Annotated in this window: 14 protein-coding genes; all 14 read right to left on the bottom strand. The window is 30.3% G+C overall.

From position 1 onward, the window contains the following. Position 1 precedes the first annotated feature (1 nt). A complete protein-coding gene (locus tag H9I45_RS10390) occupies positions 2–1,276 on the bottom strand; it encodes a beta-ketoacyl-[acyl-carrier-protein] synthase family protein (RefSeq protein WP_088352432.1) in 1,275 nt (424 codons plus the stop codon). A gap of 1 nt (position 1,277) precedes the next feature. After that, positions 1,278–1,718 (bottom strand): 3-hydroxyacyl-ACP dehydratase FabZ family protein, encoded by a 441-nt coding sequence (locus H9I45_RS10395; protein WP_088352433.1) that lies wholly within the window; start codon positions 1,716–1,718, stop codon positions 1,278–1,280. 4 nt (positions 1,719–1,722) lie between these two features. Continuing rightward, a complete protein-coding gene (locus tag H9I45_RS10400) occupies positions 1,723–4,152 on the bottom strand; it encodes a chondroitinase-B domain-containing protein (RefSeq protein WP_176397508.1) in 2,430 nt (809 codons plus the stop codon). 185 nt (positions 4,153–4,337) lie between these two features. Next, positions 4,338–5,390, bottom strand: coding sequence for a type III polyketide synthase (locus H9I45_RS10405; protein ID WP_088352435.1), 1,053 nt, complete (start codon positions 5,388–5,390; stop codon positions 4,338–4,340). Next, complete coding sequence (locus tag H9I45_RS10410; protein ID WP_088352437.1) at positions 5,391–6,101, bottom strand: methyltransferase domain-containing protein; 711 nt, start codon at positions 6,099–6,101, stop codon at positions 5,391–5,393. Between the two features lie 9 nt (positions 6,102–6,110). Continuing rightward, the gene (locus tag H9I45_RS10415; RefSeq protein WP_088352438.1) at positions 6,111–7,247 is read right to left on the bottom strand and encodes an NAD(P)/FAD-dependent oxidoreductase; all 1,137 of its coding nucleotides are present in this window, start codon (positions 7,245–7,247) and stop codon (positions 6,111–6,113) included. Between the two features lie 36 nt (positions 7,248–7,283). Beyond that, entirely contained in the window at positions 7,284–8,396 is a 1,113-nt protein-coding gene (locus H9I45_RS10420; RefSeq protein WP_088352439.1) for an NAD(P)/FAD-dependent oxidoreductase, read from the bottom strand. After that, the gene (locus H9I45_RS10425) at positions 8,397–8,843 is read right to left on the bottom strand and encodes a GNAT family N-acetyltransferase (RefSeq protein ID WP_176397509.1); all 447 of its coding nucleotides are present in this window, start codon (positions 8,841–8,843) and stop codon (positions 8,397–8,399) included. It lies immediately after the preceding gene. A gap of 49 nt (positions 8,844–8,892) precedes the next feature. Continuing rightward, positions 8,893–9,990: a DNA polymerase IV gene (gene dinB, locus H9I45_RS10430; RefSeq protein WP_088352442.1), complete on the bottom strand. Its 1,098-nt coding sequence runs from the start codon at positions 9,988–9,990 to the stop codon at positions 8,893–8,895. After that, positions 9,990–10,388 (bottom strand): ACT domain-containing protein, encoded by a 399-nt coding sequence (locus H9I45_RS10435; RefSeq protein ID WP_088352443.1) that lies wholly within the window; start codon positions 10,386–10,388, stop codon positions 9,990–9,992. The genes dinB and H9I45_RS10435 overlap by 1 nt, the downstream gene beginning before the upstream one ends. 48 nt (positions 10,389–10,436) lie before the next feature. Further along, complete coding sequence (locus H9I45_RS10440) at positions 10,437–11,276, bottom strand: alpha/beta hydrolase family protein (RefSeq protein WP_088352445.1); 840 nt, start codon at positions 11,274–11,276, stop codon at positions 10,437–10,439. 36 nt (positions 11,277–11,312) lie between these two features. Continuing rightward, entirely contained in the window at positions 11,313–11,552 is a 240-nt protein-coding gene (locus tag H9I45_RS10445) for a CBU_0592 family membrane protein (RefSeq protein WP_088352446.1), read from the bottom strand. Between the two features lie 9 nt (positions 11,553–11,561). Continuing rightward, positions 11,562–12,200: a LysE family transporter gene (locus H9I45_RS10450; protein WP_228454861.1), complete on the bottom strand. Its 639-nt coding sequence runs from the start codon at positions 12,198–12,200 to the stop codon at positions 11,562–11,564. Between the two features lie 7 nt (positions 12,201–12,207). After that, positions 12,208–12,831 (bottom strand): LysE family transporter, encoded by a 624-nt coding sequence (locus H9I45_RS10455; RefSeq protein WP_088352448.1) that lies wholly within the window; start codon positions 12,829–12,831, stop codon positions 12,208–12,210. Positions 12,832–12,861 lie beyond the last annotated feature (30 nt).

Consider the following 12,861-nt stretch of genomic DNA (forward strand, 5'->3'; position numbering starts at 1 on the left):
TTTATTTTGAATATTTTTTAAAGATAACACAAGCATTTACATCACCAAAACCAAAGCTTGCTTTTGCTAAAATATGTACGTTTTTTTCAATAATTTTAGATGGGATTTTAGCTTCAGAAATCAAATTTAAAATCTCTGGATGAATATCTTCACAGTTAATATTCGGAAAAATAAACTGCTCTTTTATTTCTAAAACTGAAGCCACAGATTCAATTGCGCCAGAAGCAGACAAACAATGTCCAACCATCGATTTTAATGAATTTATATATGGAAAATCAGTTCCTTTTCTATTTAAAGCTTTTGTCCAATTTTCTATTTCTAAAGCGTCTTTAGAAGTAGCTGTTAAATGCCCATTTATTACATCTATTTCATCCGCAGAAATATTTGCATCTGCAATTGCGTCTGTAATGCATTTCTGAACAGCTTCTGCATTTGGCGCAGTTAAAGTTCCGCCATTTCTTTGTCCGCCAGAATTTATATTTCCTCCTAAAACCTCTGCATAAATGGTTGCATTTCTTTCTAAAGCACTTTCTAAAGATTCTAAAACCAAAGCTCCTCCTCCACTTCCTGGAACAAATCCTGAAGCAGTTTCACTCATTGGTCTGGAGCCTTTTTCTGGACTTTCATTGTGTTTGTAGGTCATTACTCTCATTGCATCGAAACCTCCCCAAGTGTACAAACTGCTATCGCTTGAACTTCCTACCAACATTCGTTTTGCTTTGCCATTTTTAATGCGCTCAAAACCCATTAACAATGCTTCTGTTCCTGTTGTACAAGCTGATGAATTTGTGGTTACTTGATTTCCAAAACCAAGAATTCCACCTAAATATGCCGAAATTCCACTTGCCATGGTTTGCACAACTGACGTACTTCCTAAACGTCTTACATTTTGGTCGTCAATTTTATAAATTGCTTCTCTAAATTTCTCGATTCCTGAAGTTCCTGTTCCAAAAATAATGCCTGAATCGTAATCTATTTTCGAGTTTTCGTCCACAGCAAAACCAGCATCTTTCCACGCGTCAATTCCTGCCATAACTCCATATAAAATAGAGGTTGAATTGAAACCACGCAATTGTAAAGGCGATAAATATTCGCTTATTTTTTCTTCAGAAACTTCTGGAATTCCACCAATACAGCAAGAAAAACCTTTGTCTTTTAAATTCTGATGAAAGGTAATTCCTGATTTTCCAGATTTTATGGCTTTTGTGAATTCAGTTAACCCAACACCATTTGGCGCAACAACTCCTAAACCAGTAATTACAACTCTTTTACTCATATTATTTAGCGATTATCATTCCAGAAATTGTCCCTCTACAAACGAGTTCGTTTTTGGAATTCATCATTTTTACAGAACATTTTAATTTATGAAAGCGAAAATATTCTTTTGTTGAAATTACAGTAATTTTTTCGTTTGGAAAAACTGGTAAAAAGAAATCTATATTGTTTGAAGTTAATGCTATCTGTGGTTTTTTATCCGAAGAAATTTCATTTTTCAATAAAAAAATGCCCAAACAAACCACGCCAATTTGCGCCATGGTTTCTGTTAAAATAACACCTGGCGTTATTGGATTGTCTTCAAAATGCCCTTCGTAAAAGAATTCGTTTTCGTTAAATTTGTAGCTTCCTGTAACTCCGTTTTCTGAAATATCAGTAATTTCATCAACAAACAAAAAAGGTTTTTGATATGGTAAAAGGTTTATAATTTCTGATGATTTCATTCATCTAATTTACGATAAATCGTCCAAAAGATTCTTGAATTTTAATGAAATAAATTCCTTTCGATAAAGCATCTATATTTAGTTGACTTGTTTGTGAATTAAAATGCTGCTTCAATAATTGTTTTCCTGTCATATCAAAAACTTCCACCAAACCAATGGTTGCATTTTCTGATTTGATATTGATAATTCCTTTATTTGCAGGAATAGGAAAAACGGTAATTCCTTTTGTAAAAAGTGAGTTTGAAATACTTAAAGAAGGACACGTTTCTTCTCCGAAAATTTGCACCTCTTCATAACTATTCCAACCACTTCCTTCTGAATTCCCAAAGCCTAAAATTCTTACAAATTTGGTTTCTGTATTGTTTGGTAAATTGAAGTTTTCGAAACCAACAGTATTTCCAGAACTTGTTAAAAGATTGGTAACTTCAGTAAAATTAGTTCCATCATCTGAAATTGCAATTTTAAATGAAGATGTTCTTACATCACCTTTATGAAAATAGATTTTTACATTGGTAACTGTTCTTTTACAACCTAAATTGTAAGTTAAATAAGCAGCACCATTTGTTGAATTCGCAGACCATCTTGTATCTGTGTCATTATCAAGAGTGTTTTCTGGAATGTTTGGATCCTGTGTACCAACTCCAGTTACTGTAATTCCTGAAATAGCAACTGCATCATTAGGATTAAAATTAGCCATAGATTGGGTTACAATAATTGTCTCCAATAAATTTCCACCAGTTTCTGAAACTGTAATTGTTGCTGTTCTCTCTACTCCAGAAGTATTTTCTAAAACTGTTGCTGTAATTGTTGCAGAATTATTTCCGTTTGTTGGATTTAAAGTTAACCAAGTTGCATCATCTGAAATTGTCCAATTTATGTTCGAATTGATATCAAAATTTACACTTCCTGTATCAATATTAAAGTTGATGGTATTTGTAGAAAGCGATAATCTGGAAGCCGAAGAAAGAAACCCAACTTTTACACCAACATCTGCTACTTTATAAGGTAAATTGTTTCCATTTGCACCAAATTCTTCTGCACCTGCATCATAATTTGTTGTTCTATTTCCGCCTAAAATATCGTTAGTTAAATACGCGTAAGAACCAATTGCTGCGTTTATTGCTGGACTTCCAGAAACAATTCTATAAAAATCTGTTCCAGCCTCTAACAATCCTGAAGAAACTGTTTGATTATTGTTTGTTCCGTTTGTTAAATCCCAAGTTGAATTTTGTGTGATATTTGCTTGGTAAACTGAGCTTCCTGTTGGCTCACTTACTTCTTGAAACGCTGAAATATCAGCATCTAAAATAATGTTATTTGCTACTGTTATATTTTCTGGAGCTAAAGTTGTAGAACTATTTTGAACTGTTCCTATTCTAATACCTAAGTCGCAATTCACCAAAGTATTATTAACTATTTGAATGTTTTTGGGCTGATAATAACCACTTAATGCAGAGCTTGGTGTTCCGTTTGTAATATTAAGTGCTCCTGTAGTATTAGAGCCAGAACCACTTGGTTTTCGATACCTAAGTCCTTCAAAATAATTGTTATACACCTTATGATCTTCACCAATAACTCTTACACCTCCAGAAAATAAGTTCTCATTTGCAAAGAAATAATTATTGAAAACATCACAACCATTTCCATGTCTTAAAGTTAACGTTCCTTGGTAATCTCTAAAAGTGTTGTTGTAATATTTATTTTTTCCACTTTTGTTAGATATAATTTCTACTTCACCTGCCCAATTATTAAAAAGGTTGTCATAAACTTCAGAAAATGAATCTGATAAAGATGTTGAACTTGTTCCAAGTCTTATTGCATCTTGGTCATTCAACCCAGTAACATTATTGTTTACAGGAATTCTATCTGCAAAATAATTATGGTGAATTTTAGTTTTATCTAAAATATCATTACTTCTATTATGATTTATAATACTTCCAACTCCGTTTTTACCAATAAAAGAACTGTGGCTAATTTCGTTGTTTTGCCCATGTACTAAAATCCATTTAAATGTATCTGTTTCTTGTGCAGATGTTCCATTATAACTATCAATCTTAATATTAGTTACTCTACAATTATTACAATTATTGTTGCTTGAAGATCTAAATTCTATAATAGCATTTATAATTGTTTTACTTCCACTTGATATTGAGATTAAATTAGACGGATTTTGAAAAACAAAACCTTCAAAAAAAATGTAAGAACCTCCTAATTGAACGTTAGAATTTCCTTCAATAAAAACTTGACCTGCACTTTGAGCCTTTATAGTAATTGGGTTTGTAGAAGTTGCGGTTTTATTGATATCTATTTGCAGGTTATTCCAAACACCATTCGCTAAAATAATAGTTGTACCAGCTGATGCTGATGAAATAGCGTTATTTAATTCAGTTTGGTTATTAACAGTTGTTTGTGAAAACCCTTTATTTAATGACAATGAAAAGGTTATAAGAAAGGTAATTAAGTAATAAAAATTCTTCATAATTCTGTGTTGTTAAAATTGGTTAACCAATTTTGGTTTGTAAATATAACACAGTAATTAGAAAAAAAATAAAATTTAGACAATTATTGTAAAATTTAAGTTTTGCGAAATTTTTATTTTTCGAAAAATCTAAATCAATTTTACCACTCTAACAAAATACGTTGCGCAGAAAAACCTGGTCCAAAACTTAACATTATTCCACGTTCGCCTTTTGCAGGATTTCTATCCATAAAACGTTCTAAAACATATAAAACTGTTGCGCTAGACATATTTCCATACGCTCGTAAAACCTCTTTGGTATCGTCTATATTTTTTCCTAAAACTCCAAATAAAGCTTCTACAGTTTGTACAATTTTCTTTCCTCCAGGATGAAAAATTAAATGGTCTATATCATCTATAGTTAAATTATTCTTTTCTAAAAAAGGATGAATTATTGCAGGAAAATGGTCGGAAATTTTCTGTGGAACTTCCTTGTCTAGGATCATTTGTAAACCAGAATTTACCAATTTAAAACCCATCATATTTGTGGCATCGTAAAAATGATACATGGCTTCGTCTACAATTGTTGGGCCTTTATCTTCTTCGTAAGAAGACAAAATTACTGCAGATGCTCCATCTCCAAAAATGGCTGCAGAAACAATATTTGTCATGGAAAAATCGTCTAACTGAAACGTTGCTGTTGGTGCTTCTACTGCAATAACTGCTGCTCTTTTATTCGGATTCGCTTTTAAGAAATTCTTCGCATAAATTATCCCTGAAACTCCTGCTGCACAACCCATTTCTGTGACTGGCAAACGCACGATATCTTGATTCATGCCGAGTGAATTTATCAAATACGCATCTACAGAAGGAATCATAATTCCAGTGCAACTTACAGTAATTATATAATCGATATCTGTAGGTTTTAAGCTTGCTTTTTCTAAAGATTTTTTGAGTGATTTTTCTGCTAATTGAACAACTTCTCTTGCATAAATATCATTTTTCTCTTCGAAAGAAGCTGCTGTAAAAACTTCTTCAGGATCCATAATGGAATACCTTTTATCAACTGCTGCTCCTTCAAAAAGTTTGATTACTTTTCTCTGAAAACGAGTATCTTGATCTTGCATCCATAATTTTACAAACGGAATAATATCTTTCGTTTCTCTATAATATTTTGGAAGTTGCTTTGCAACTGATGTTATTTTTACTGCCATTTATTTTTTTATTATCCAGAGAAAACGAAAAGCCCATTTCCATTGAATTCTTGGTTTTACTTTTAATTTTGTTGATATTCTCTCTAAATCTTCACGTTTAAATCCTCTTAAAACTGATGTTAAACCATCTTCAATAATCATTTTGTTGGAGATAAAAATCGATAACAACATAAATAAATAATAAGCTAATTTATGTCTGTGTAAATCGTTTACAACAATTCCTATTTTGGTTTGTTTAATTGTGTTTCCTAAAAATGAAACCAGTTCTGGTTCTTTAAAATGATGCAAGAATAAAGTCGCTAAAACTACATCGAACTTTCTTTTTTTAAACTCATCAGAAAAAATGTCTTGTGTTTCAAAACTTAATTCTGGGTAATCTACAGACAATTCATTTGCATAATCAATCGCTGTTGGGTTTGCATCGACACCAATTAATTTGAATTTGTAATTGTGTTTTCTTCCAAATTTTGCAACATCTCGCAAAATATCTCCATGACCACAACCAATATCTACAATAGTTATTTCTTGCTCTTTTGAGTGGTTTTTTAAGATGGATTTTAACCCATTTACTGTGACTTTATTTCCACCCAACCATCTATTTATATTTTCTAATTTATCTAAAGTATCGCGCAACAAATCGCCTCCAATAGAAAAATCGTCCATCAATTCTTCTTTGTCTGTTCTTTGTTTTGTGCTGATGAAAAAATCCATTAATTATTTTTAAATTTTGATTGATTTTCCATGCGTTTGTTTGATGATAATTGGTAATAAAAATGGTAGTTTCTTTAAAACTGCTAATAAAAACGATGCAATTCTATCTTTTCTGAACAACATTGCAATAAAATGTCCTGCTTTTAAACGCCATTTAAATTGTTTGTTCCATTGTGTAATATATAGCTTTTCAAGTTCCTTTCTTGATTCGATTTTACCATTCGAGTAATTTAGAATCAGTTTAGATGCAATTTGCGCAGATTGAATTGCCATACTCATTCCATTTCCACAAAGTGGATGAATCATTCCTGCAGAATCGCCACACATTAAAATATGATTTTCGACTGGTTTTTTCGTTTCAAAAGAAATCTGACTAATAGAAAGTGGTTGTTCCCAAATTGGGTTTGAGTTTTGAAACATCTCTTTTAAAAACTTGTTCTTAAAAACCACATTTTCTTGAAAATCATCAATATTTTTATACTTTTTAAATGCTGAAAAACTCGTGATATAACACAAATTAATTGCATTATTTTCTACTTTAGAAACACCACAATAACCACCTTTAAAATTATGAAGCGCGACTAAATCTTCTGGAAAATCTCCTTTTACATGAATTTTAACTCCTAAATAAGGCGATTTTATCTGAATAAATTCGCGTTCCATTTTTACATCTAATAAAGAACGTTTTCCAAAGGCACCAATACAAATCTCTGATGTAAAAGAATTATTTTCTTTGGTTTCCACTATAAAAATATCGTCTTTAAAATCAACATTTAAAACGGAATCTTGTAAAATGATAACGCCATTTTCTTTGGCTTTTTCTGATAAAATAAAATCTAATTGATAACGAGAAATTCCAAATCCGCCCAAAGGTAATTTTGCAGAAATCACTTTATTTTTTGTGGTTGATAATTGAAAGTTCTCAATTTTTACGGCGCCAAAATCAAACGGATTTATCTCTAAAAATGCCAAATAAGGCAATACTTCATTCGAAATATATTCTCCACAAACCTTGTGTTTTGGGTATTCGTTTTTCTCTATCAGCAAAACTTTCTTCCCAAATTTTGATAAATGAATTGCGTTACATAATCCTGCTAAACCTCCGCCAACTATTACTATTTCGTATTTTGAATTATCTATATTCATTTCTTTGTTGTCACCTTGAGCGCAGTCGAAAGGTCTTTATTCATTTATCAATTCTGCTAATTCTTTTCCCACCAAACTTCCAATGGCAATTCCCATTCCTCCTAAACGAACTCCACAAAAAACGTTATTTGAAATTTGTTTTACAATGGCTTTTTTCTGATTTCCAACGCCCATAATTCCACTCCATCTGTGTTCAATTTCAAAACTTGTATTTGGTAAAATAGTGGTTTTTAGAATTTCCTCTAATTTATTTTGAATGATTTTTGTCTGACCAAATTCAGAAGTTTCTTCGGTTTTAAAATCTAGGTTTCTTCCTCCACCAAATAAAATTCTATCGTTTATATTTCTGAAATAATAATAGCCTTTATCTAAATGAAAAGTTCCTTTTATATGAAGATTTTTAATGGGTTTTGTAATGAGAACTTGTGCTCTTGCAGGTTGTACTTTTTCGTCTAAAAGCTGATTCGCAAATCCGTTTGTTGCAATGAATAATTTTTTAGTGTAAAAATCTAATCTGTTGGTTTTTATATTAATTTTATCCTGATTTTCAACAAAACTTTCTACCGAAATATTATTGAGAATTTTAACACCTAATTTCAGCACTTTTTGCAATAACTGAAAAGCCATTTTTCCAGTATCAATTTGTCCTTCAAAATTATTTGTAATGTATCTATTATGTACTTTTTTAAATCCAAAAGTGTTTTCTGATTCCGAAAAAACATCCGCATTAAAAATAGGTTTTAAAAGCTGATTAATTTCTTCTTTTCTCGAAATACATTCCTCAAAAAAAGCTTCATTATCACACAATTCAAAACCCTTATTTTGCTGAAAATCGATGTTTCTATCGCCTAAATTTTGTCTTAATAATTGTGAGCCTTTCCAACGTTTATCAACCAAATTATAAACCTCTTGTTCTGTGTGAGAATGTAAATCGTCTATTAATTCAGAAAGGCTTCCAAAACAAGCAAAACCAGCGTTTTTTGTACTTGCTCCTTGTGGTAACATTCCTTTTTCAAGGATTAAAATATTGGCTTTTGGGTGGTTTTTCTTTAATTCTAAAGCGCAATTTAAACCCACAATTCCACTACCAACAATCGTAAAATCGATGTTTGTAAACCATTCTTTTAATTCCCAGTAACTAAAGTTCATTTATAGTTGTTTTTCAAAACAAATACTGTTTTCCATTCCTATATATTGTCCGTAATTTTCAATGATTTTATAATTGCATTTTTTATAAAATCTTACAGCTTCTTTTTGTCTTTTTCCTGTTTCTAAAACACATTTTTTGTTTCCTAATTCTTTTGCCCAAATTTCTAATTCTGAAAGTATTTTTTGCGCAATTCCTTTTCCTCTATTTTCTGGAGAAACATACATTCTTTTTACTTCCATAGAAGAATAGTCGAATTTTTTAATAGCTCCACAACCAACTGCAATTTCATCAACATAAATTACAACAACATTTCTTAATACATCTATATTATTAAACTGATTGTAAAAACTGTGTTCTTCGCCATCTGTAATTTTTAAATAGGCGTCTAATTCTTTTACCAAATTGATAAAATCTTTGTTTTCGGAATTGGTTCTAATAATTTTCATGTTTATTATATGTTTTTAACTTCAAAAAAGTAAAGAATAAAAAAAATTCTTAAAAACGATGTGTGTTGAAATCAAACTTTAATTGAACCCAAACTGGTTCTTTAATTTCGGTGTTTAAATTCCCGAAAGAAAGCCCCAATAAACGTACAGAATTAACCAATTTATCTTGAAACAACAATTCTTTTACCACAGGAAAAAATTCTTTTTTCGTCTGCATAAAATGCGGTTTTGTTTTACTTCTTGTCTGTTGTGTAAAATCGGAATATTTAATTTTTAAGGTAATGGTTTTTCCTTTGGTATCATTTTTTAACATTCTTCTTTCCAATTCATCTGCAATTTTTTCTAATTTTTCAATCATATAAATCTCTGAAGAAATGTTTTCATTAAACGTTCTTTCTGCAGCTAAAGATTTTCGGATTCTATTTGGTTTTACAGCGCTATTATGAATTCCACGAACAATATTGTAATAATGTGTACCCGATTTTCCGAATAAAGTTACCAATTCTTCAAGCGATTTTTTCTTTAAATCGTTTCCAACAAAAATGCCCAGATTGTACATTTTTGCGGCTGTAACTTTACCAACTCCATAAAATTTGTTTACTGGTAATTCTTCCAAAAATTTAATAACCTCTTCTGGGTGAACCGTTTTTTGTCCATTTGGTTTGTTAATGTCTGAAGCTACTTTTGCAATAAATTTATTGATAGAAATTCCTGCAGAAGCTCGTAAACCTGTAACTTCGAAAATGCGCGCCCTAATTTCTCTTGCTATATCATTTGCGGATGTATTTCCCTTCTTATTTTCGGTAACATCTAAATAGGCTTCGTCTAAAGAAAGTGGCTCAACCAGATCTGTGTATTCATAGAAAATCTCTCTAATTTTTGCTGATAACTCTTTATAGCGTTCAAAATCTGACTTTACAAAAATTAAATGCGGACACTTTTTCTTCGCCATAAAACCACTCATCGCAGATTTTACACCGAATTTTCTGGCTTCGTAACTTGCAGCAGAAACAACTCCTCTTATTTCGTTTCCACCAACAGCAATGGCTTTTCCTCGCAATTCAGGATTATCCAATTGTGCTACTGACGCATAAAATGCATCCATATCTACATGAATAATTTTTCTGAAAGGAGGTTGTAATTCCACTACTTATTTTTAGATAAATTGGTTAAGACTTCCATAGATTTTTTAGCATCTTTTGTGTCTATAAAAATATGATCATGGTAAAAACCAGCAACCACATTACAACTAATATTATACTTGGTTAGTTCAGTAGAAAAAGCGGCAGTTAAACCAACAGCTTCTAGTGAAGAATGTATTTCTAAAGTGATCCAGGAACTTGTAAATTGGTAAGATAGTTTTAAAGCGTCTGCTTTATTCTTTTCTAAAACAATGGTAATTCCTTCTGCTTCTTTAAATTCGAATAAAGTATCTGTTCTTAAAATTCCATCGAAATTAGGAACAGTAGCGAATACATATTCACCCGAATTTAAAATAGGTTTTAGTTCTTTTATAAGTTTTTGTAAATCTTTTTCTCCACTCATTTTTACAGTTTACTAATTACTCAAAAATACGGAAAAGAAAACTATTTACTACTTTAAAAACTCTATACAAATTTTAGTAACTTGGTCTAGTTCTTTAGACATTTTCTCCTTTTTCCAAGGATGGGAAACATTAAAAACATGATCTGCATTTTTAATAATTTCTAATCTACTTTTCGGGTTCCAAGCATGTATTTTTTCACCTTCTTCTACAGAAATTGAAGTATCATTATCTCCATGAATTATTAAGTGTGGAACTGTAATTTTCTTGGCTGATTTTTCGATATTTAATCGTTCTTCGTTTTCTTTAAAATTGATGTAAAATTGATAAAAATGAGGCATTTGTTGCTTCGTTCTTCCATTTTCGATATATTTTACACCTGTTTTCTTCCAATTTTCTAAATCGCCAATTGTTGATGATCTAGAACCAAAATCACAAACTGCAGCTAAAGAAATTACATTTTTTACTCGTGAATCTTCAGCAGTTTTTATGGTTACAATTCCTCCACCTCTACTATGTCCTATTATTGAAATATCATTAATATTTACTTCTTTTTTAAAATCGATATTTGTGGAAATCCAATCTAAAACAGATTCTAAATCATCTAATTCTTTTATGTAATTATTATTTCCAAAAGCTTCTAAATCTGGAAAATCTATCGGTTGTTCTGGAGTTCCTCCATTGTGTGAAAAGTTGAATTTTATGAAGAAAAAACCTGCTTGAGCAAATGCTTCTGCCATTAAATTCCAAGCACCCCAATCTTTAAAACCTTTGTAACCATGACAAAAAATAACCACTTTTTTTGGTTGCTGTGTTTCTTTATAAAAAACATCTGTTACAATTGGTTTTTGATATTTTCCATCAACTATAAAGTTTTTTAAAATTTTCATATAATAACAGTTTTGTAAATGGAAATTTACAAGTTTTTATTGTTTTTTCTTATACTTTAAAAGCGAAATTAATGACGCAAAAGTCCAAACTCCTTCTAATATTATAAATGGAATGTATTCCATAAATATTGAAGCAAGACAAGCCATAGCTGCACCAATAAGATTTAGTAAAATAAAAGTTAAATCAGTATTTTTTATTTTTCCAATTAGATTAAGTATGTAAGCCAATAGTATTTGAAAAACCCCTATAAAACCAAGCCAATCTATAGTATTCATAATTACTTTTTAACTTGTTGCTAAAGATGTGTAAATCAATTTTATCAATGTAAAAACAGCAACCAAAGCTGTTAAAATTGCTAAAATTATATTGATGTCTTTCGTTAGTTTTCCTGTTTTCTTCTGAATTGTTTTTGCAAATTTTCCATATAAATATAAGATATAAAATGTGCCAATTAGAGAGCCAATTGTAAAAAATAATATGGAAATAAAATCAAAACTAAAAAGATTAAAAGAGTCTAATAAAACTGCTGTTCCGCAGAAAAAAGGAATGGCAAACATGTTTAAAACCGATAAAGTAATTCCTGCTAAAAACGGATTTTCTTTCTTCGACTGTAAGCCTTCAACCTTAATTTTACTTTTTTTAGATTCTCTGTAAAAATAGAAAGATAAAAAGATAAAAATTACAACTCCTATTTTGTCTAAAGTTTCTAAAATTTTAGGGTTTTCTGTAATATATTTAGTTAAAACAACTGCTATATATATTTGCGGAATTATTACCAAAGAAACACCTAAAGCGTATTTGTTTGCTGCTTCTGTTCCTTTTTCTAAACTGACTTTAAGAGCAGTCATATTTAACATACTAGGTGTTATAGAACCCACAAAAGAGAATAGAAATCCGTAGAAAAAAAGTAAGAATAAATCCAAAAATTAATTATTGCGATAGTAAATAAATTAAGTTTCCTAAACCTACAAAACCAGTTAAGCAACCTAAAATAAAGTCCATTTTTGTAGCAATATACGTTAATTTATGTTCAATTTTTTCAGCAACAATTGCATATAAAGAATATAGTGTAAAAGAACCAATTGTAGAACCAACTGAAAAATAGAATCCGTTTAAATAAGAATATTCAAAATAACTTAAACCTATTAAAAGTGAAATTGTAGTAAAGTAAAAAGGAATTGCAATTGTGTTTAAAGAAGACATAATTATTCCATGCAAATACGCTTTCGATTTTGGTATTTCTTCTTTAACTTTCTTTTCTTTTGATGAAAAATGCAATCTAAAAAAATTGATAGATAACAAGAATAAAAGCCCTGTCCCAATTTTCTGAAGTAAGGTTATATACTCTGAATTTTCCATTAAAATACTGGATAAATACGCACCAATATTCGCTTGAAAAAATAAAACAGTTGCATAACCACCAATTAAATAAAAAGCAGCTTTTTTTCCATTTCTTAAACTAAATTTTACAACTGTTAAATTTAGAAAACTGGGCGTAATACTTCCAGCCATTGCAATACCAAAACCTAAAATTACGCAGATTATAAAATTCATATTTTTATTTGATGTAGGCAAATAAACAAA

Origin of the sequence: Polaribacter haliotis (assembly GCF_014784055.1) — a bacterium.
Taxonomy (GTDB): Bacteria; Bacteroidota; Bacteroidia; order Flavobacteriales; family Flavobacteriaceae; genus Polaribacter; species Polaribacter haliotis.

Coding starts and splice junctions, on each gene's coding strand:
- H9I45_RS10390 (WP_088352432.1), bottom strand. CDS start 1,276: ATGAGTAAAAGAGTTGTAATTACTGGTTTAGGAGTTGTTGCGCCAAAT.
- H9I45_RS10395 (WP_088352433.1), bottom strand. CDS start 1,718: ATGAAATCATCAGAAATTATAAACCTTTTACCATATCAAAAACCTTTT.
- H9I45_RS10405 (WP_088352435.1), bottom strand. CDS start 5,390: ATGGCAGTAAAAATAACATCAGTTGCAAAGCAACTTCCAAAATATTAT.
- H9I45_RS10410 (WP_088352437.1), bottom strand. CDS start 6,101: ATGGATTTTTTCATCAGCACAAAACAAAGAACAGACAAAGAAGAATTG.
- H9I45_RS10415 (WP_088352438.1), bottom strand. CDS start 7,247: ATGAATATAGATAATTCAAAATACGAAATAGTAATAGTTGGCGGAGGT.
- H9I45_RS10420 (WP_088352439.1), bottom strand. CDS start 8,396: ATGAACTTTAGTTACTGGGAATTAAAAGAATGGTTTACAAACATCGAT.
- H9I45_RS10425 (WP_176397509.1), bottom strand. CDS start 8,843: ATGAAAATTATTAGAACCAATTCCGAAAACAAAGATTTTATCAATTTG.
- H9I45_RS10435 (WP_088352443.1), bottom strand. CDS start 10,388: ATGAGTGGAGAAAAAGATTTACAAAAACTTATAAAAGAACTAAAACCT.
- H9I45_RS10440 (WP_088352445.1), bottom strand. CDS start 11,276: ATGAAAATTTTAAAAAACTTTATAGTTGATGGAAAATATCAAAAACCA.
- H9I45_RS10445 (WP_088352446.1), bottom strand. CDS start 11,552: ATGAATACTATAGATTGGCTTGGTTTTATAGGGGTTTTTCAAATACTA.
- H9I45_RS10455 (WP_088352448.1), bottom strand. CDS start 12,831: ATGAATTTTATAATCTGCGTAATTTTAGGTTTTGGTATTGCAATGGCT.